We start from the raw sequence: 19,399 nt of genomic DNA on the forward strand, positions 1-19,399 counted from the left end.
TGACGGGTCAATAAAATGCTATCTCTCCCGTGATGACAACAGTGGATGCGAAAAAACCCGAAAAGGCGAGGGCCGAGGTCCGCAGGCGGAAGGAATTGATCGCCGCGACTATCGCCGAAATTGGGGCGAGCGGATCGCTCGACGTGACCGTGGGCAAGATCGCCGCCCGCGCGGGGATGTCGCCTGCGCTGGCGTTCCATTATTTCGGCGGCAAGGAAGCGCTGTTCCTGGCGGCCATGCGCCAGATCCTGAAAGATTTCGGGGCCGAGGCCGCCGATGCGCTGCGCGGCGTGACAGGCGCGCGCGCTCGGGTCAGGGGGATCGTGGCCGCCTCGTTCTCGCCCCACAATTTCGGCCATGATTCGATTGCCGCCTGGCTGAACTTCTATGTGCTGGCCCAGCGCTCGGACGGGGCGCGGCGGCTTCTGACCCTCTATCGCCGCCGGCTGGCCTCGAACCTCTGCTACGCCCTGCGCCCGTCCCTGGGCGACCGCGCCCCCGGCGCCGCCAAGCGCATCGCCTGTATGATCGACGGTCTGTACCTGCACGCGGCCCTTGATGATCTGACCACCGCCGCGGAGGCGCAGGCGCACGTCCTCACCCAACTCGACCAGGAAATGGAACACAGCACGTGACACGCAAGAAGCCGAACATCCTGATCCTCATGGTCGACCAGTTGAACGGGACGTTCTTTCCCGACGGGCCCGAGGATTTCATCCACGCCCCGAACCTGAAGAAGCTGGCCGAACGCTCGACCCGGTTCCGCAACGCATATACCGCCAGCCCCCTGTGTGCGCCCGGGCGCGGTGCCTTCATGTCCGGTCGCCTGCCGTCATCGACCGGCATCTACGACAACGCGGCCGAGTTTCCCTCGGCCCTGCCGACCTACGCCCACCACCTGCGCCGCGCGGGCTATCAGACGACGCTGTCGGGCAAGATGCATTTCGTCGGCCCCGACCAGCTGCACGGGTTCGAGGAGCGTCTGACCACCGATATCTACCCCGCCGATTTCGGCTGGACCCCGGACTACCGCAAGCCGGGCGAGCGGATCGACTGGTGGTATCACAACATGGGGTCCGTGACCGGGGCAGGCGTGGCCGAGATCACCAACCAGATGGAATACGACGACGAAGTCGCCTATCACGCGACCCGCAAGCTCTATGACCTCGCGCGGGGCAAGGATGACCGGCCGTGGATGATGACGGTCAGCTTCACCCACCCGCACGACCCATACGTCGCGCGCCGCAAGTTCTGGGACCTCTACGAAGATTGCGACCGCCTGCAACCGGCAGTCCCGGCGATCCCCTACGAGGATCAGGACAACCATTCCAAGCGCATCTTCGACGCCAACAACTGGCGCGATTTCGACATCACTGAACGCGACATCGAACGCTCCCGCCGTGCTTATTTCGCCAACATCAGCTATCTGGACGAGAAGGTCGGAGAGATCCTCGACGTGCTGGACCGCACGCGTCAGGAGGCGATCATCATGTTTGTCAGCGATCACGGCGACATGCTGGGCGAACGTGGCCTGTGGTTCAAGATGAGCTTCTATGAGGGCTCCTCCCGCGTGCCGCTGATGATCTGTGCCCCGGGGATGGAGCCGGGGCTGATCACCGACCCCGTCTCGACCATCGACGTGTGCCCGACGCTGTGCGACCTCGCCGGGATCTCGATGGAAGAGGTCATGCCCTGGACGGAAGGCGAAAGCCTGGTTCCAGTCGCGGCGGGGCAGGGGCGGCAGAACCCCGTCCGCATGGAATACGCGGCCGAGGCGAGTTACGCACCCATGGTCGCCCTGCGCGAGGGCAAGTGGAAATACACCCGCTGCGCGCTGGACCCCGAACAGCTGTTCGACCTCGACGCCGACCCGCACGAGCTGACGAACCTCGCGATCGCCAGTGACGCGCCGGACGCGCTGAACGATCTGCGTGCCAAGGCCGATGCCATCTGGAATCTGGACAAGTTCGACGCCGAGGTGCGCGACAGCCAAGCCAAACGCTGGGTTACCTACCAGGCGCTGAGCCAGGGTGGCCAGTATCCCTGGGATTTCCAGCCCCTCCAGAAGGCGTCCGAGCGGTACATGCGCAACCACATGGACCTGAACGTGGTCGAAGAAAGCCAACGCTTCCCCCGCGGCGAATAGAAAGAAGATCTCATGACCAGCCAACAGCCGCCCGCCAGCCACTATATCGCTGGCGCTTACCTCGATGATGCCGAAGGCGCCGCGATTCCGGTGATCTATCCCGCCACGGGCCAGGAGATCGCGCGCCTTCACGCCGCGACCGACGCGGTGATCGACAAGGCCCTAGCCGCCGCCCATGCCGCGCAACCCGCCTGGGCCGCGCTTTCTGGCACCGAACGCGGCCGCATCCTGCGCAAGGCCGCCGACATCCTGCGCGACCGCAACCACGAGATGTCCGTTCTGGAGACCTACGACACGGGCAAGCCCCTGTCCGAGACGCTGATCGCAGACGCCACCTCTGCCGCCGATGCGCTGGAATATTTCGGCGGTCTGGCGGGGGCCCTGACGGGCGAGCACATCCAGCTTCCCGAGGGCGATTTCGTCTATACCCGCCGCGAGGCGCTGGGCGTCGTTCTGGGCATCGGCGCTTGGAACTATCCGACCCAGATCGCCGCGTGGAAGGCCGCGCCCGCTTTGGCCTGCGGCAACACCATGGTGATGAAGCCCAGCGAGACGACGCCCCTGTGCACCCTGAAACTGGCCGAGATCCTGACCGAGGCGGGCGCACCCCCCGGCGTGTTCAACGTCGTGCAGGGATATGGCCCCGAAGCGGCGAAGATGCTGGAGGATCCGCGTATCGCCAAAGTGTCGCTGACCGGGTCGGTGCCCACCGGCCTCAAGGTCTATCAATCCGCCGCCGCGGGCATGAAGCACGCGACGCTGGAACTGGGTGGCAAGTCCCCCCTGGTGATCTTCGACGACGCGGATCTGGACTCGGCCGTTTCGGCGGCGATCAACGGCAACTTCTACTCCACCGGCCAGATCTGCTCGAACTCGACCCGTGTCTTCGTCCAGTCCGGCATCAAGCAGGCCTTCCTAGATCGGCTTACGACCCGCATGAAGGACGTCGTCATCGGCGATCCGCTGGACCAGGCCACGACCCTCGGCCCCATGGTCTCGGAGCGCCAACTGTCCATCACGCTCGACTACATCGAAAAGGGAAAGGCCGAGGGCGCGCGCCTCGTTACGGGCGGCGAACGCCATGAACAGGAAGGCTTCTGGATCGCCCCCGCCGTCTTCGCGGATGTCGCCGACGACATGACCATCGCCCGCGAGGAGATCTTCGGCCCCGTCATGTCCGTCCTCGATTTCGAGACCGAGGACGAGGTGCTGGCCCGCGCCAACGCCACGCAATTCGGCCTCGCCGCCGGGGTCTTCACGCAGGACCTGACCCGCGCCCATCGCATGGCCGCCGGGTTCCAGGCCGGGACATGCTATATCAACGCCTTCAACCTTACGCCCGTCGAGGCGCCGTTCGGCGGCATGAAGATGTCCGGTATGGGACGCGAGAACTCGAAGGCCGCGATCGAGCACTATAGCCAGCTGAAATCCGTCTATGTCGGCCTGAACCCGACCGAGGCGCCGTTCTGATGCCCGAGACGATGCAGGCGGATTACGTCATCATCGGCGCGGGCAGCGCAGGCTGCGCGATGGCCTACCGCCTGTCCGAGGCGGGCAAGTCGGTCATCGTGATCGAACACGGCGGCTCGGACGCAGGACCGTTCATCAACATGCCCGGCGCGCTCAGCTATCCGATGAACATGCGCCGCTATGACTGGGGCCTGAAATCCGAGCCCGAGCCGCATCTGAACAACCGCCGCATGATCGTGCCGCGCGGCAAGGTGATCGGCGGCTCGTCCTCGATCAACGGGATGATCTATGTTCGCGGGCACGCGTTGGATTTCGACCACTGGCGCGATCAGGGCGCGGCTGGCTGGGGCTATGCCGACGTGCTGCCCTACTACAAACGGCTGGAGAACTGGCATGGCGGCCCCCATGGGGGCGATCCGTCCTGGCGCGGTGCGGATGGCCCGCTCCATGTCAGCCGGGGCAAGCGCGACAACCCCTTGGTCCGCGCCTTCGTCGAGGCCGGCGCGCAGGCGGGCTATCAGCTGACCGACGATTACAACGGCGAAAAGCAGGAAGGCTTCGGCCCCTATGACGCGACGATCCACAACGGGCGCCGCTGGTCCGCGGCCTCGGCTTACCTGCGCCCCGCGCTGAAGCGGCCGAACTGCACGCTGATCCGCGCGCTGGCCCACCGCGTCGTGATCGAAGAGGGGCGCGCGACGGGCGTGGAAGTCACCCACAAGGGCCGGACTCGCACGATCAACGCCCGGGCCGAGGTGATCGTCGCGGCCTCGGCCATCAATTCGCCCAAGATCCTCATGCTGTCGGGGATCGGGCCGGCCGCCCACCTGGCCGAGCATGGCATCGACGTGGCCGCCGACCGCCCGGGCGTGGGGCAGAACCTGCAGGACCACCTGGAGCTTTACATCCAGCAGGCCGCGACCCAGCCGGTCAGCCTGTTCCGTTACTGGTCACTGATGGGCAAGGCCTATGTGGGCGCGCGCTGGCTTCTGACCGGAACGGGTCCGGGCGCGTCGAACCAGTTCGAAAGTGCTGGTTTCATCCGCTCGAAGGCCGGGGTCCAGTATCCCGACATCCAGTATCACTTCCTACCCATCGCGGTGCGCTATGACGGATCGGTCGCGGCCGAAGGGCATGGCTTTCAGGCTCATGTCGGTCCCATGCGATCGAAATCGCGGGGGGAGGTCACGCTGGGCGGCGCGCGTCCCGAGGACCAACCGAAGATCCGCTTCAACTACATGAGTCACCCCGAGGATTGGGAGGATTTCCGGACCTGCATCCGCCTGACGCGCGAGATCTTCGGGCAGGACGCCTTCGCCCCCTTCCGCGGGAAGGAGATCAGCCCGGGCGAGGACGTTCAAAGCGACGCCGATCTGGACGCCTTCATTCGCGAAGAGGTCGAATCGGCCTATCACCCGTGCGGCACCTGCCGGATCGGGGCCCCGGACGATCCCGGGGCCGTCGTCGATCCCGAATGCCGCGTCATCGGTGTCGACGGGCTTCGCGTGGCGGACAGTTCGATTTTCCCGCGGATCACCAACGGAAACCTCAACGCCCCCTCGATCATGACGGGGGAAAAGGCTGCGGATCATATTTTGGGCCGTCACCTGCCGCCGGAAAACGCGCAGCCGTGGGTTCACCCCGAATGGGATGTGCGGCAACGGTAAGATTACGCTGCGCCGCGGAACGAATGACGCGGTGCCGCGTTGGGAAGGCGTCCCTTGATATGCGAAGGCTGTCGGGGGCGGTTGACCCTGATCGACTGATCCGCCAAAATACTGCGGCTCGTCAAACGGGCGACCGGCACGGCGCGGGCCGTGCCACCAGGCGGACAAACGGGACGCAGCAGCGCCCTCCGCCATCTAGCGCGCCCGATTGTTTGCAAGCCGATTTCAGGCGACGCACGCGCTTTTCTGACGATCGTCGGCCGGTCCCTCTGGATCGCTGACCCCGCCCAACCGCCCGCCACGGGGATCCGCCCCGTCGCGCGTCCACCAACGAAAGGAGCTTACATGCTACGCATCGCCACCACCCCCGCCCTGTGGTTCAACGAAGACGACACCGCCCTCGCGGCGGGCCTGTCGGTCGAGGACATGCTGTCCCGCACGGCAGAACTCGAGATCACGGGCATCGAAGACGGCCGCGGGCTTCCCGATGATGCGGGCGCTCTGAAATCCGCACTGGATGCGCAGAACATGACCCTGGTCGCGGCGCATCACGGCCTCAGCCTTCTGTCCCTCTCTGTCGAGGAAGAGCAGAAGGCCCTCGACCCGGTGCTGGAACGCATGGACGCCGTCGGCTGCAAAACCTTGATCCTGCGCGAGATGTCCAACGCCATCGTCGGCACCGACAAGCCAATGTCGCAAAAGCCCACCCTGTCGGCGACCGATTGGGACAGCTTCGGCCTGAAGCTCGAGCAGATCGCGACGTGGCTGACCGAGCGTGGGATCACGCCCGTGTATCAGCCCTATGCCGGTACGGTCGTCCACACCCCCGACGAGATCGACCGCTTGATGATGGAAACGGGTCCCAACCTGTTCCTCGCGTTCGACAGCGCCCAGGTCTATGTCGGTGGCGGTGAGCCCACGCAGGTCCTGACGCGCCATCTGCCGCGCGTGCGTCACGTGCACCTAGGCGATGTCCGCGTGCGTCCGTTGACGAAATCCCGGATGAGCGACACGTCCTGGGCCGAGGCCGTGAAGATGGGCATCTTCACCCTGCCGGGCGACCGCGACGGATCGGTGGACTTCAAGACGATCCTGAACCTTCTGGGCGCCTCCGATTTCGACGGCTGGCTGACCCTGACCGCAGGCATGGACCCCGAGCGTGGCGAGATCGCCAAGGCGCTTGGCGACGCGCAGCGGTTCGTCTCGAACCTCGCGGGCCGCGGCAATCTGGCGGCCTGATACGGCCGCTTCGACGAAAGCGACATGGCCGGGCCCTGCGGGGTCCGGCCTTTTTCGTGGGGGCCAACGTCACTGGACCCGTTGAACGGCAATGCTATCTGCGCAAGACTTGCCACAGCCGTTCGACCGAAAGCTTGCCCATGCGCTGCCCCTTCGTCCCGGAACCGATCACTTGAAGGCCGCGCCCGCGCTGGCCGCCTTCGGTTTTCTGACTGCCTGCGTCGGCCCGCAATCCGCGTTGGATCCGGCTGGCCGGGATGCGGAAACTCTGGCCGACCTGTTCTTCTGGCTTGTCGCGGGTGCGGTTGTCCTGTGGGTCTTGATGAACGGCCTCATGTTCTATGCTTGGCGGGCCAAACCGCGCCCGATCTCTCCCAAGACGGGCCGGTGGCTCATTTTCGGCGGCGGCATCGTGTTCCCCACCGTGGTTTTGGCAGGCCTACTGTCCTACGGCTTGTCGGTCATCCCCGACCAGCGCGCCCCGGGCGAGGGGCTGCGGGTCGAGATCACGGGCGAGCAATGGTGGTTCCGCGTCGCCTACTGGCCCGAAGGCGCGACCGAGCCGATCCATTCCGCCAACGAGGTTGTCTTCCCGGTCGGGCAAAGGTCCGAGCTGACGTTGAAGGCCGATCAGGTGATCCATTCCTTCTGGCTGCCGTCGCTGGCGGGCAAGACCGACATGATCCCCGGCCGGGTGAACCGCATGTCGCTGGAGCCGACCGAACCGGGAGAGTTCCGCGGTCAATGCGCCGAATATTGCGGCGAAAGCCACGCGTGGATGGCGTTTACCGCGCTGACCCTGATGCCCGAGGAGTTCGACGCATTCCTCCAAGATCTTGCCGCCCCCGCCGTTCCGCCCGATACCGAAGTCGGGCAGGCTGGCCGCACTGCGTTCATGGCCCATGGTTGCGGCGGCTGTCACACGATCCGCGGGACCCCCGCGCGGGGCAATGTGGGCCCTGACCTTACCCATGTCGGCAGCCGGCTGAACCTAGCGGCCGGCGCGCTGGACGTCACCGTGCCCGACCTTGCCGCGTGGATCACCGATCCCAAGGCCATCAAGGCCGGCGCCAAGATGCCCGCCTACGATCATCTCGACCCGGACGAGATCGTGGCCATGGCCGTATACTTGGAGGGTCTGAAGTGACCGACGCGACCCCCTCCCGCATCGGCGAAGGATATCGCCGCGCCGACCTCGAGAAGCACGAGGTCCACGTCGCCGAAGGCATCTATCCCCCGACCGAGGAAATGCTGACCGCTCCCATCGACCCCGAACTGGCCGACGCGCAGAAGGAACGTCTTCTGGCGGTCTGGAACGATCCCCCGGGCTGGCGCTACTGGTCGGCGGTCAACAACTCGGAAGTCGGCCTGTGGTATTCGCTGACGGCTTTCGCCTTCATGCTGATCGCGGGCTGCCTTGCGCTGGTCATGCGCCTGCAACTGGCGATCCCCGACAACGACCTGATCTCGGCGGACCGATTCAACCAGTTCTTCACGATGCACGGCTCGGCGATGATGTTCCTCTTCGCCGTCCCGATGTTCGAGGCGATCTCGATCCTGCTGCTTCCCGCCTTCCTCGGCGCGCGCGACATGCCGTTCCCGCGGCTGTCGGCCTATGGCTACTGGTCGTTCCTGATCGGCGGCATCTTCGTCATGGGCAGCCTGCTGTTCGACGCCGGTCCCGCCGGCGGCTGGTTCATGTATCCACCCTTGACCACCATCGACCAGGGCGTCGGCCCCGACATCTGGCTTCTGGGCCTGTCCTTCATCGAGGTCGCGTCCATTGCCGCCGCGGTCGAGCTGATCGTGGGCACCATCAAGTGCCGCCCGCCGGGGATGCGCATCAACCTGATGCCGCTTTACGCGTGGTACGTGCTGGTCGTCGGCGCGATGATCCTGTTCGCCTTCCCGCCGCTGATCGCGGGCGACTTCCTGTTCGAGCTGCAACGCAGCTTCGACTGGCCCTTCTTCGACCCCGAGCGGGGCGGCGACCCGCTTCTGTGGCAACACTTGTTCTGGATCTTCGGGCACCCCGAGGTCTATATCATCTTCCTGCCATCGATCGCCGTTGCGGCCATGGTCGTTCCCGCCGCCGCGCAGCGGCCGATGGTCGGCTACAACTGGATCGTCCTGTCGGCCGTCGGCACGGGCTTCCTGTCCTTCGGGCTGTGGGTCCATCACATGTTCACCACCGGCCTGCCGTCGATCAGCCTCGGCTTCTTCTCGGCAGCATCCGAGGCGGTGGTGATCCCCACCGGCGTCCAGCTGTTCGCCTTTGTGGCGACGCTTCTGGCGGGCCGGGTCAAGATGATCCTGCCGATGCTGTGGATCGCGGGTGCGCTGGCGATCTTCACCGCGGGCGGCCTGACGGGCGTGATGGTGGCGCTGGCCCCCTTCGACTGGCAGGCGCATGACAGCTATTTCGTGGTGGCGCACCTGCACTACACGCTGTTCGGCGGCATGGTCTTCCCCTTGATCGGTGGCGTCTATTTCTTCTATCCGTTCATCCGCAAGCAGATGATGTCCGAACGACTGGGGCGCATCAGCTTCTGGCTGACCTTCGTGGGCTTCAACATCTGCTTCCTGCCGATGCACCTGACCGGCCTCAAGGGCATGCCCCGGCGCGTCTATACCTATCCCGGCGACGTGGGATGGGACACGCTCAACATGATCTCGACCGTGGGGGCCTTCGTCATCGCCGCAGGCATCGCCGTCTTCGCGTGGGATCTGGTGCGCCCCAAGGGCAAGCTGATGGAGGATCGGAACCCCTGGAACGAAGGCTCGCTGATGTGGAGCCACCGTATCCCGGACCACTACTGGGGTGTCCGGTCCATTCCCTACGTCACTTCGCGCAACCCCCTTTGGGACCAGCCTGGCATCGTCGAACGGATGGACCAGGGCGGATACTACCTGCCTGACGCGCAGGAAGGCCTGCGCGAGACCATCATCACCTCGGCCATCGACGCCCGGCCTCAGCACGTGACCCGTGTAACAGGACCGGCCTGGTGCACGATGTGGGCGGCATTCTTCACCGGCGGCGCGTTCATCTTCCCGACCTTCCACTGGTATCCACCCGCCGTGATCTCGGCTGTGCTGGCGGTGGCCTGCGTGATCTACTGGCTCTGGACCTCGACGGCGCGGATCCCCGAAAACCCGATGAAGGACGTGAACCTCGGCCTGCGCCTGCCGACCTACGTGTCCGGCCCCTCGGCGCCGGGCTGGTGGGGCGTGTTCATCACCATGCTGGGCGACATGACTGCCTTCGCCTCGCTGATCTTCGGATATTTCTTCTATTGGACGGTGCATCCGAACTTCCCGCCGCCCCTGGCCGATCACGCGAACGGCGCCTGGGTCGCCCTCTCGGCGCTGTGCTACGCGGCCGCATGGGGCGCGACCAGGGTTGCCCGACCGATCAACCGCTCTGGTGCCGTCGTCATGGCGCAGGTCCTTCTGTCCGCCGGCATCGTGCTGGCCATCGCGGGGGCTGCGGCGATCATGCTGTCGGTCGCGGCGCTCGACCCGACCAGCCACGTCTATCCGGCGATCCTCTGGGCCATCGCAGTCTGGACGGCGGTCCACACGATCGTCGGCATCATCATGCAGGGCTACTGCCTGGCGGGTACGATCTTCGGCAAGGTGATGCCGGAATACGATGCGCCGATCTGGAACACCGTGCTGTTCTGGCACTTCCTCCTCATCACGGCCCTCGTCTCGACGGCGGTGGTGGGCCTCGTCCCGAGGATGATGTGATGGCAGGGCACATGAAGACCGACCTCCCCGCGCACCGCAACATCTTCCGGATGATCGCCGCCCCCACGGTCTGGGCGATCCATTTCTTGCTGGTCTACTGCACCGCGGCCCTCTGGTGCGCGCGGGACTGGGGCAGCATTGGCGCGCTGCAGGCGGTCATCTTCGGCTATACTGCTGTCTGCCTGATCCTCGTTGGCATCCTCGGCTGGCAGATGTGGCGCCAATGGGACTATTTCGACGACAACGACTACATCCACGACCAGTCGACCGACGAACACCGGCGAGAGTTCCTTGGCCACGCGGGCTTCATGCTGGCCTGCCTCAGCTTCGTGGCGATCATCTTCGACACCATGCCCGCGATCTTCGCGGCAACCTGCCAATGAGACCCGCGCCCCTCATCGTTGCCGCGCTGGCGCTGGCGCTCGTCTGGGGGGCCCCGCTCGACCGGATCGCAGGGCCGTTTCCGGGCCATATGCTGCGCCACATGGCGCTGGTCGCCCTGATCCCCCCGCTTCTCGTCATGGGCCTGCCCCGGATCCCCGCGCCCCCCATCCTCATCGCGGCCGTCATCGAATTCGCCGTCGTCTGGGGCTGGCACGTGCCCGCCCTGCACGAGGCCGCCTATTTCCGCCCCGCGGTCTTCACCCTCGAACAGGCCAGCTTCCTCGCCGCGGGCCTCATCACATGGGCCAGCGCCCTGCGCGCTGCCGAGCCTTTGGCCGGCGCGGGCGGTATGCTTCTGACGTCGATGCACATGACGCTTCTGGGCGCGCTCCTGATCCTGTCGCCGTCGGCGCTCTACGCCTATTGCGGCCCCGAACAGCAGCAGATCGGCGGCATGATCATGCTGGCCATCGGCACGCCCGCCTACCTGATCGCCGGGCTCTGGCTCACCGCCCGCACCCTCGGACCTGACGAGGCACGCCCATGATCTTCACCCTTGCCGAAATACCCAATCGCCCGGCCCGCACGGCAAAGGCAGATCCGCGATGAAGCGCCTCGATCTCCGCTCCGTCTTCTATACGCTGGCCGCCCTAGCGGTGCTCTGCGCTATCGGGGGGCTCTCGGTCGTGGGGCTTGGTCTGTACAACGTCTCGGCCCGCGCCGGGCACTTCCCCGGCGTGCCGCTGATCCTGCACACCACCTACAACCAATCGGTGAAGCTGCGCGCCGTGTCCGAGGACGAGGTGCCCGAGTTCACCGAACCCATGGTCGCCCTCGGCGCCAAGCATTTCGACGCGGCCTGCCGGGTCTGCCATTCTGCGCCCGGCCACGACAAGACCGCCACCATGGAGGCGATGGTCCCCGAGCCGCCGCACATCACCGCCGCGGTCGAGGGCTGGCAACCACGGCATCTGCACTGGATCCTATACGAGGGCGTGAAGATGTCCGGCATGCCCCACTGGCCCGCCGATCGCCCTGATGAGGTCTGGCCCACCGTGGCCTTCCTCGAAGCCGTCCAGAACGGCATGACGGAACAGCGCTACGACGCACTGACAGCCGTCGAAAAAGGCGATCCGCGCAGCTTCTACTACTGCGCAAGCTGCCACAACGCGAACGGCGTCTCGGGCAATCAACGCATCCCGCGCCTCGATATCCTGTCCGAGGAGTATATGACCCGCGCGCTTCTGGCCTACCGGTCCGGCGCGCGTGACAGCGGCTATATGGAACACGCCGCCTCCGAGGTGCCCGTCGCGCAACTTCCGGCTTTTGCAAAACAGTTCGCTGCCCTGCCAGCCACGGGCGAGGCCGGGCCGACGACCTCCCTGACCATCGCAGGCGAGCGGATCGCGATGGAGGGCGTGCCGGGATCCGACGTGCCTGCATGTGCGGCCTGTCACGGACCATGGTCCGAACCGATCGACCCGGCTTATCCGTCGCTCAGCGGGCAATACCGTCCCTATCTCGAGGATCAGCTTCGCCTCTGGCGCGAAGGCGTGCGGGGCGGAACACGCGTAGCGCGCCTTATGCATCAGGCTGCGACGCGACTGACGGATGCCCAGATCGAGGCCGTCTCGGCCTGGTATGCGGCGCGTCAACCGGCCAAGATCGACGTCCTTCCCGAGTTATCCGACTGATTTACACGGGATAATTCGTGATCAAGTCACGGAGTTTTTCCCTTTCCACCCTACACGTATGCCTCATAATGAGGCCAGAATGCCCGGGTCGTTCCGAGAGTTGGAGGAGTTTGTCATGGCCGAAGACAAGAAGTTATCCCGAAGAAATGTGCTTCTGGGAACCGCGCTTGCGGGGGCTGCAACGGCCATGGGCCAATCCGCCGACGCGGCTGAGCCGGTTGCGGCGGATAACAGTGACCCCCGCAAGGTGGTTCTGAAGGATACACCCCATACCCGCGCATACTACGCGCTGGCCCGTAGCTGATCGAGGTTTTCCCATGCTGAAGCGTAAATCCACCCGCACCACGCCCCGGTCGCGCGGAGAACACCCCGCCCAGCAGGTCCCCGACAGCGCCTTGTCGCGCCGCGGGTTCCTTCAAGCGTCGGGCGTTGCGGGTCTTGGCCTTGCGGCCCTGGGCGGCGCGCGCCGCACTGCCACCGCGCAGACCGCCGAAGAAGCCGAGACCCTGCCCGAATTCAAGAAGACCATCTGCCAGTTTTGCTCGGTCGGGTGTTCGATGTGGGCCGAGGTCGATAACGGCGTCTGGGTCGGGCAGGAGCCCGCCTTCGAATCGCCGATCAACCAGGGCACCCACTGCGCCAAGGGTGCCGCGATGCGCGAGATCGCCATCGGCGAGCGTCGCCTGAAATACCCGATGAAGCGCGTCGGCGGCGAATGGACCCGGATCACCTGGGACCAGGCCATCACCGAGATCAGCCAGAAGCTGGTCGACATCCGCGATCAGTACGGCCCCGATAGCGCCTATTGGCTGGGCTCGGCCAAGTTCTCGAACGAGCAGGCATACCTGTTCCGCAAATTCGCCGCATACTGGGGTACGAACAACGTCGACCATCAGGCGCGGATCTGTCACTCGACCACCGTTGCGGGCGTGGCCAACACGTTCGGCTACGGCGCGATGACGAACACGTTCAACGACATCCGCAATTCCAAGTCGATCTTTCTGATCGGCGGCAACCCCGCCGAGGCGCACCCCGTCTCGATGCTGCACGTGCTGCGCGGCCGCGAGAACGGCGCCAAGATGATCGTTGTCGATCCCCGCTTCACGCGCACCGCGGCCCACGCCGACGAGTATGTCCGCATCCGCCCCGGCACCGACATCGCCCTTCTGTGGGGCCTTGTCCGCGAAATTTTCGAGAACGGGTGGCAGGATCAGGAATACCTCGACCAGCGCGTCTGGAACATCGAAGCCGTCCGCGAGGAGGCCGAGAAGTGGACCCCCGAGGAGGTCGAGCATGTGTCGGGCATCCCGGCCGATCAGGTCCGCAGCATCGCCCGCACCCTGGCCGAGAACCGTCCCGGCACGCTGATCTGGTGCATGGGTCTGACCCAGCACACCATCGGTTCGTCCAACACCCGCGCCGCGTCGATCCTGCAGCTTGTGCTGGGCAATATCGGCAAGACCGGCGGTGGCGCGAACATCTTCCGCGGCCATGACAACGTGCAGGGCGCGACCGACCTTGGCGTCGCGGTGGACAGCCTGCCGGCCTATTACGGCCTGGCCGAAGGCGCCTGGCGCCACTGGGCCCGCGTCTGGGACACCGACTATCAGTACCTTCAGGACAAGTTCGCCTCGAAGGACCTGATGGAAACGGCCGGGATGCCTCTGTCGCGCTACATGGACGCGATCAACGAGAATCCCGAAAGCCTGGATCAGCCGAACCCGGTCAAAGCGATGATGTTCTGGGGCCACGCCGCGAATTCCATCGCGCGCGGTCCCGACCAGATGAAGGCGCTGGACGCCGTTGATCTGCTGTGCGTGATCGACCCGCACCCGACGCAGGTCGCGATCATGACCAACAAACAGGACAACGTGTACCTGCTGCCCGCGGCCACCACGGCCGAAGCGGACGGCTCGGTGACGAACTCCAACCGTTCGGTCCAGTGGCGCGACAAGGTGTTCGACCCGCTGTTCGAATCCAAGACGGATTACGAGATCACCTATCGCCTGGCCGAGGCACTGGGCTTCGCCGACGAGATGTTCAAGCATATCGAAGTCGTCGACAAGAACCCGCAGGCTGAATCCGTACTGCGCGAGATCAACAAGGGCACCTGGACCATCGGTTATACCGGTCAGAGCCCCGAGCGTCTGAAGCGCCACATGCGCCAGCAGGAGAACTTCGATTCGACCACCCTTCTGGGTAAGGAAGGGACCGAAGTCGAAGGTGAATACTTCTGCCTGCCCTGGCCGGCATGGGGCACGCCCGAACAGAACCACCCCGGCACGCCGATCCTGTATGATACCTCAAAGTCGGTGGCCGAAGGCGGTCTGCCATTCCGCGCCCGCTGGGGTGTCGAATGGGAGGGCAACAACCTTCTGGCCGAAGACAGCTATTCCGCAGGGTCCGAGATCGAGGACGGCTATCCCGAGATCACGCTTGGCATGATCCAGGCCTTGGGCTGGGAAAGCGAGCTGACCGCGAAAGAGCGTCTGATCATCGCGCTGGTGGGGGCCGACGCCTTTACCTACGACCTCTTCGATATCTCCGAAGAGGAAGCCCAGTCGCGCATTTCCGCGCTGACGCTGTCTGAGCTACGGTCCCGCGCCGATGCGGAATCGGGCGATATCGATGGGTCGTGGCAGGGCGGGCAGGGCGGCCGCGCCCGCGACGTGGACCAGAACCTCTCGACCATGCTCGAGGATTATCCCGAAGACGCCCGCACGGCGATCCGCGCCTATCTGTCCAGCCAGGGCGAGCCGGCAGAAGGGCAATCACTTCCCGTGCTCGAGCGGATTCGCCGGGTGAACTGGAAGACCGACCTCTCGGGCGGTCTTCAGCGGGTTGCCATCGCCCACGGCCTCGCGCCCTACGGCAACGGCAAGGCGCGAAGCTACGTCTGGAACTTCCCCGACCCCGTGCCGATCCACCGCGAGCCCTTGTATACGCCTCGGCGCGACCTGCTTCCGGAATACGCGACCTACGACGACCGTCGCCTGTGGCGTCTGCCGGTCAAGTACATGTCGATCCAGGAGAACGACTACAGCCAGGAATTCCCGATGATCCTGACCTCGGGCCGCTTGGTGGAATACGAGGGCGGCGGGGACGAGACCCGGTCGAACAAGTGGCTGGCCGAGTTCCAGCAGGAGATGTTCGCCGAGCTGAATCCCCAGGATGCCGGCACCGCCGGGATCACCGACGGAGACATGATCTGGGTCGAGACGCCCGAAGGTCGCGTCCGTGTGGCCGCCATGGTCACGCCGCGCGTCGGCCCGGGGACGGTGTTCATGCCGTTCCACTTCGCCGGCTTCTACATGGGCGAGGATCTGACCGATCGCTATCCCACCGGCACGGCCCCCGTCGTCGCGGGCGAAGCCGCCAACACCGCCTGGACCTATGGGTATGACGTCATCACCCAGATGCAGGAAACCAAGGCCACCCTCTGCCGCATCACGCAGGCGTAAGGAGTAACGAATGGCACGCGTAAAATTTCTTTGCGACACCGACCGCTGTATCGAGTGCAACGCCTGTTCCACCTCGTGCAAGAACGAGCACGAGGTCCCTTGGGGCATGGTTCGCCGCCGGGTCGTCACGATCAATGACGGCCAGCCGGGCGAGAAATCCATCGCGATTTCGTGCATGCACTGCACCGACGCACCCTGCGTTGCGGTCTGCCCGACCTCGACCCTTTACCAGACCGATATCGGGGTGGTCCTGCACGACAAGGACAACTGCATCGGCTGCGGCTATTGCTTCTATGCCTGCCCGTTCGGCGCGCCCCAGTTTCCGCGCGCCACGCTGTTCGGCTCGCGCGGGATCATGGACAAGTGTACCTATTGCGCTGGCGGTCCCGAGGAGAATGGCTCGGAGGCCGAGTTCAAGAAATACGGCCGCAACCGCATCGCCGAGGGCAAGCTGCCCATCTGCGCCGAGGTCTGCTCGACGCGCGCGCTGCTGGCCGGCGATGGCGAGGTGATCGGCGAAATCTACCGCGAACGTGTCCTGTCGCGCGGCTTCGGCTCGGGCGCCTGGGGCTGGAAGACGGCCTACTACCCCGAGGAGGCGTAAGCGATGACCATGATGAACGCGAACGACCCCGTCGGGGGCACCGGCAGCTCGCACCACAAGAACCCGCCCAGCTTCCCGGGCTATCGTATCTTTGGCGCCATCGCGGCCCTGATCCTGTTGGTCTTGCTGGCGATCCAGTTCTTCGAGCTGTTCGACAACGACAACCAGACCATCCCCGAGGTCCGCTGGGGCACACCGCCGATTTCGGACGTGCAGACCGGGCTGTCGGGCGTCCAGACCGACGAGATCCTGCGCGAACGGGCGACCTTGCAGGCCGAGCGGCAGATCTATGGCCCCTCGCCCGAGAATGACCGCACCTTCCAGGTCGGCTCGGAAACGCAGTTCCTGACCGAGGAGATCGAGGACCCCTCGCCCTTCCTCACCCGGTCATGGGCGTCGCCGCCCGATGGGGAAACCGCGATGGTCCGCGGCACCGATCGGGTCGAAGGCGTATCGTCGCTGCCCTATGTCGGCGCGGAGGTGTTCGAGCGTCCGTTTGCCCGGGACTGGCGTCTTGGCATGGCCGACATTGCGACGCATCTGGGCGCGCTCGCGATCCTGGGCTTCGCCTTCCTTTTGGCCGCCGTCCTCGCCCTGCGCGGCCGGGTGCCGATCGTTGCGGGCAAGTCAGGCAGCAAGGTCAAGCGCTTCGGATGGTTCGAGCGGATGACCCACTGGATGACCAGCGTGTCCTTCCTTGCGCTGGCGCTGACCGGCATTGTGATCGCCTATGGCGACAGTTTGATCTTGCCCTTCGGGGATGACTTCCTTGGGCAGGCCGGATGGCTGGCCACATGGGGGCACATGATGTTCTTCCCGCCCTTTGCACTGGGCATCCTTCTGATGTTCGTGATGTGGGTGAAGCATAACCTCCCCTCGAAGCTCGATGTCACTTGGCTGAAGCAGGGCGGCGGAATGTTCTCGGACGAGCTGCATCCGTCGGCGCGCAAGTTCAACGCCGGGCAGAAGCTGATTTTCTGGTCCGTGATCCTTGGCGGCGGTCTTCTGGTGTTGACCGGGATCGGCCTGATGTTCCCGTTCTTCTGGACCGGGATCGACGGCATGGCCTGGACGATGCTGATCCATGCGATCATCGCCGTGCTGATGATCGCGGTAATCCTGGGGCACATTTACATCGGCTCTATCGGGATGCAGGGCGCGTTCTGGGCCATGTGGAACGGCGACGTGGATCGTAATTGGGCGGCCGAGCATCATGACCTGTGGCTGAACGAGATCGACAGCAAGAAAGGACCGGCAGAATGATATCCTTCCTGACCGGCGCCGCCGCAGCGGCGGCGCTGGCCGTCGTCATGCTTGTGGGGATGGAAACGCTCTACATCCCGACCGAGCTGAAATACGACGGTCCGAACCTCGAACTGAACGAGCATTTGATCGAGTCCAGCGTCGGCGACACGACCGAGACCGACTGAACTGACCCTACGCACGAAGGGGCGGGCTCTTCGTGATCCCGCCCCTTTTTCATGTGCCCGTGAAACCGTCCCGGTGAGTTTGCCAACACCGGCGGCTCTAGACAGGCCAGGGCGGATCACACCGGAATCATCGCCTTGACCGCGGCGGTGTGCCCTTCCGGTGCCGCCCGTGCAACGGCCGCCAGCCCCTCGATCTCCGTCGTCAGATCCTCGGCGATCCGATCGACCAGCCCCATGGCCAGCGCCTCGGCCGCTCCGATCTTCGCAGCCCCTACCAGGATCATCTTGGCGCGCGCGGGCCCGACCAACGCTGCAAGGCGGCCGGGGTCCGAAGGTTGCGGCAAGTAGCCCATCTTCATCACCGGATAGAAGAAGGACGCCTCTGGCACGGTGATCCGGCAGTCGCAGGCCAGCATCATCCCCATGGCCCCGCCCGCGCATGACCCGTTCAGCGCCGCAAGCGTAAGGCCCGGAAACTTGGCAATGGCGCCCGACACGTCCTCCCACAGGGGCGAGACGGCCAGCCCCGCGCGCGCGGCCTCCAGATCCGCGCCGGCCGAGAACACCTTGCCCGCGCCGGTCAGGATCAGCACGTCCCCTGACGCGCCGCGCACGGCATCCCGAACGGCTTCCAGCATCTCGGCGGTCAACGCATTCGCCTTGTCGGGCCGATCCAGCACGACGCGCAGGACACCCTCGGTCCGCTCAACCCTCACGGTCATACGGGGCGCCTCAGTCGATCAATCCGACCGCGCGGCGGACGCCCTCGTCGCGCAAAGATACCTCGGTCCCGCACAGATCGTCGCCGGCTGCCCCCGCCATCCAGACCAGCGCCTTTGCCGGCCATTCTGGCGGGATGTGTTCGTCCCAGTCCAGCTGCGCCACCGGGTTCACGCCCGATCCCTTGATCTCACGCTGCATCTCGGTCGCGACGGTTCCGGGCGACAGGCCCATGACGCGAAGGCCCTTGCCGCGCATCTCGTGATCGGCGGCCTCGGTCAGCATCTTCGCCCCCGCCTTCGAGGAACAATAGGCCGACCATCCTTCCAGCGGACGATGCGCCGCCCCGGAGGAGATCGTGATGATCGTCCCGCCGCCCTGCGCGATCATCCGCGGCGCCGCGGCGCGCATCCCGTTGAAGACGCCCTTGAGGTTGATATCGATGGCTTGGCCCCATGCCTCGGGGTCCGCCTCGGCCAGCATCGCGATGGGCTGGATCACGCCGGCATTGTTCACCAGAACGTCCAGCCGGCCGAATGCGTCGATGGTCGCGTCGATGGCGGCCTCGATTTCGCGGTAACGCGTGACGTTGCAGGGCACGGCCAGCGCCCGGTCGGCCCCCAGATCTCCGGCGATCTGCGCAATCTCCCGGTCCGAACGCGCAATCAGCGACACCTTCGCCCCGGCCGCCGCGAACGCTTCGGCCGCGGCCGCGCCGATCCCCCGGCTAGCCCCGGTAATCAGAACGACCTTGCCGTCCATATCTGCCATGTCTCCCGTCCCCCTTTGCGATTTCGCGCATTTTGACCGGCATGTGATCGGCTGTCCATGACC

At 65.3% G+C, this 19,399-nt stretch carries 17 protein-coding genes; 15 read left to right on the forward strand and 2 right to left on the reverse strand.

Translation table 11 applies throughout. The features are described 5' to 3' along the window. Positions 1–32: 32 nt before the first annotated feature. The 15 genes from betI (at position 33) to PAA8504_RS22010 (ending at position 17,845) form a co-directional block, all read left to right on the forward strand. A complete protein-coding gene (betI, locus tag PAA8504_RS06175; protein ID WP_108893278.1) occupies positions 33–635 on the forward strand; it encodes a transcriptional regulator BetI in 603 nt (200 codons plus the stop codon). Further along, positions 632–2,146 (forward strand): choline-sulfatase, encoded by a 1,515-nt coding sequence (betC, locus tag PAA8504_RS06180; protein WP_281259936.1) that lies wholly within the window; start codon positions 632–634, stop codon positions 2,144–2,146. The genes betI and betC overlap by 4 nt, the downstream gene beginning before the upstream one ends. A 12-nt stretch (positions 2,147–2,158) precedes the next feature. After that, the gene (betB, locus tag PAA8504_RS06185; RefSeq protein ID WP_108893279.1) at positions 2,159–3,616 is read left to right on the forward strand and encodes a betaine-aldehyde dehydrogenase; all 1,458 of its coding nucleotides are present in this window, start codon (positions 2,159–2,161) and stop codon (positions 3,614–3,616) included. A gap of 11 nt (positions 3,617–3,627) precedes the next feature. Continuing rightward, positions 3,628–5,283 (forward strand): choline dehydrogenase, encoded by a 1,656-nt coding sequence (gene betA / locus PAA8504_RS06190; RefSeq protein WP_108893525.1) that lies wholly within the window; start codon positions 3,628–3,630, stop codon positions 5,281–5,283. Positions 5,284–5,628: 345 nt separating this feature from the next. Next, on the forward strand, positions 5,629–6,522 hold the full coding sequence (locus tag PAA8504_RS06195) for a TIM barrel protein (protein ID WP_108893280.1): 894 nt from the start codon (positions 5,629–5,631) through the stop codon (positions 6,520–6,522). Positions 6,523–6,613: 91 nt separating this feature from the next. Then, entirely contained in the window at positions 6,614–7,669 is a 1,056-nt protein-coding gene (locus tag PAA8504_RS06200) for a cytochrome c oxidase subunit II (protein WP_108893281.1), read from the forward strand. 101 nt (positions 7,670–7,770) lie between these two features. Further along, the gene (locus PAA8504_RS06205; RefSeq protein WP_108893526.1) at positions 7,771–10,272 is read left to right on the forward strand and encodes a cbb3-type cytochrome c oxidase subunit I; all 2,502 of its coding nucleotides are present in this window, start codon (positions 7,771–7,773) and stop codon (positions 10,270–10,272) included. After that, positions 10,272–10,655 carry a hypothetical protein gene (locus PAA8504_RS06210; RefSeq protein WP_108893282.1) on the forward strand — a complete coding sequence of 128 codons (384 nt, stop codon included), beginning with the start codon at positions 10,272–10,274 and terminating at the stop codon, positions 10,653–10,655. The genes PAA8504_RS06205 and PAA8504_RS06210 overlap by 1 nt, the downstream gene beginning before the upstream one ends. Continuing rightward, positions 10,652–11,203, forward strand: a complete 552-nt coding sequence (locus PAA8504_RS06215) for a cytochrome c oxidase assembly protein (RefSeq protein WP_108893283.1) — start codon at positions 10,652–10,654, stop codon at positions 11,201–11,203. Before PAA8504_RS06210 ends, PAA8504_RS06215 begins: the two co-directional genes overlap by 4 nt. Before the next feature lie 58 nt (positions 11,204–11,261). Beyond that, positions 11,262–12,350 (forward strand): c-type cytochrome, encoded by a 1,089-nt coding sequence (locus PAA8504_RS06220; RefSeq protein WP_108893284.1) that lies wholly within the window; start codon positions 11,262–11,264, stop codon positions 12,348–12,350. Between the two features lie 79 nt (positions 12,351–12,429). Continuing rightward, positions 12,430–12,654, forward strand: coding sequence for a twin-arginine translocation pathway signal protein (locus PAA8504_RS06225; protein WP_245897536.1), 225 nt, complete (start codon positions 12,430–12,432; stop codon positions 12,652–12,654). A gap of 13 nt (positions 12,655–12,667) precedes the next feature. After that, positions 12,668–15,811, forward strand: a complete 3,144-nt coding sequence (locus tag PAA8504_RS06230) for a formate dehydrogenase subunit alpha (RefSeq protein WP_245897537.1) — start codon at positions 12,668–12,670, stop codon at positions 15,809–15,811. A gap of 10 nt (positions 15,812–15,821) precedes the next feature. Next, on the forward strand, positions 15,822–16,415 hold the full coding sequence (gene fdh3B, locus PAA8504_RS06235) for a formate dehydrogenase FDH3 subunit beta (protein ID WP_108893285.1): 594 nt from the start codon (positions 15,822–15,824) through the stop codon (positions 16,413–16,415). Between the two features lie 3 nt (positions 16,416–16,418). After that, positions 16,419–17,678, forward strand: coding sequence for a formate dehydrogenase subunit gamma (locus PAA8504_RS06240; protein WP_108893286.1), 1,260 nt, complete (start codon positions 16,419–16,421; stop codon positions 17,676–17,678). Continuing rightward, the gene (locus PAA8504_RS22010) at positions 17,675–17,845 is read left to right on the forward strand and encodes a hypothetical protein (RefSeq protein WP_181375711.1); all 171 of its coding nucleotides are present in this window, start codon (positions 17,675–17,677) and stop codon (positions 17,843–17,845) included. The genes PAA8504_RS06240 and PAA8504_RS22010 overlap by 4 nt, the downstream gene beginning before the upstream one ends. Positions 17,846–17,961: 116 nt before the next feature. On the opposite strand, the gene PAA8504_RS06245 is transcribed toward PAA8504_RS22010, so the two are convergent. Together PAA8504_RS06245 and PAA8504_RS06250 are read right to left on the reverse strand one after the other, a co-directional pair. Then, positions 17,962–18,567, reverse strand: coding sequence for an enoyl-CoA hydratase/isomerase family protein (locus PAA8504_RS06245; protein ID WP_108893287.1), 606 nt, complete (start codon positions 18,565–18,567; stop codon positions 17,962–17,964). Between the two features lie 10 nt (positions 18,568–18,577). Continuing rightward, the gene (locus PAA8504_RS06250) at positions 18,578–19,336 is read right to left on the reverse strand and encodes an SDR family oxidoreductase (protein WP_108893528.1); all 759 of its coding nucleotides are present in this window, start codon (positions 19,334–19,336) and stop codon (positions 18,578–18,580) included. Positions 19,337–19,399 lie beyond the last annotated feature (63 nt).

Source organism: Palleronia abyssalis (assembly GCF_900302445.1).
In the GTDB taxonomy this organism is placed as follows: domain Bacteria; phylum Pseudomonadota; class Alphaproteobacteria; order Rhodobacterales; family Rhodobacteraceae; genus Palleronia; species Palleronia abyssalis.

Coding starts and splice junctions, on each gene's coding strand:
- betI (WP_108893278.1), top strand. CDS start 33: ATGACAACAGTGGATGCGAAAAAACCCGAAAAGGCGAGGGCCGAGGTC.
- PAA8504_RS06200 (WP_108893281.1), top strand. CDS start 6,614: ATGCTATCTGCGCAAGACTTGCCACAGCCGTTCGACCGAAAGCTTGCC.
- PAA8504_RS06210 (WP_108893282.1), top strand. CDS start 10,272: ATGGCAGGGCACATGAAGACCGACCTCCCCGCGCACCGCAACATCTTC.
- betB (WP_108893279.1), top strand. CDS start 2,159: ATGACCAGCCAACAGCCGCCCGCCAGCCACTATATCGCTGGCGCTTAC.
- PAA8504_RS06195 (WP_108893280.1), top strand. CDS start 5,629: ATGCTACGCATCGCCACCACCCCCGCCCTGTGGTTCAACGAAGACGAC.
- PAA8504_RS06225 (WP_245897536.1), top strand. CDS start 12,430: ATGCCCGGGTCGTTCCGAGAGTTGGAGGAGTTTGTCATGGCCGAAGAC.
- PAA8504_RS06230 (WP_245897537.1), top strand. CDS start 12,668: ATGCTGAAGCGTAAATCCACCCGCACCACGCCCCGGTCGCGCGGAGAA.
- PAA8504_RS06220 (WP_108893284.1), top strand. CDS start 11,262: ATGAAGCGCCTCGATCTCCGCTCCGTCTTCTATACGCTGGCCGCCCTA.
- PAA8504_RS06205 (WP_108893526.1), top strand. CDS start 7,771: ATGCTGACCGCTCCCATCGACCCCGAACTGGCCGACGCGCAGAAGGAA.
- betA (WP_108893525.1), top strand. CDS start 3,628: ATGCAGGCGGATTACGTCATCATCGGCGCGGGCAGCGCAGGCTGCGCG.
- fdh3B (WP_108893285.1), top strand. CDS start 15,822: ATGGCACGCGTAAAATTTCTTTGCGACACCGACCGCTGTATCGAGTGC.
- PAA8504_RS06240 (WP_108893286.1), top strand. CDS start 16,419: ATGACCATGATGAACGCGAACGACCCCGTCGGGGGCACCGGCAGCTCG.
- PAA8504_RS22010 (WP_181375711.1), top strand. CDS start 17,675: ATGATATCCTTCCTGACCGGCGCCGCCGCAGCGGCGGCGCTGGCCGTC.
- PAA8504_RS06250 (WP_108893528.1), bottom strand. CDS start 19,336: ATGGCAGATATGGACGGCAAGGTCGTTCTGATTACCGGGGCTAGCCGG.
- PAA8504_RS06215 (WP_108893283.1), top strand. CDS start 10,652: ATGAGACCCGCGCCCCTCATCGTTGCCGCGCTGGCGCTGGCGCTCGTC.
- PAA8504_RS06245 (WP_108893287.1), bottom strand. CDS start 18,567: ATGACCGTGAGGGTTGAGCGGACCGAGGGTGTCCTGCGCGTCGTGCTG.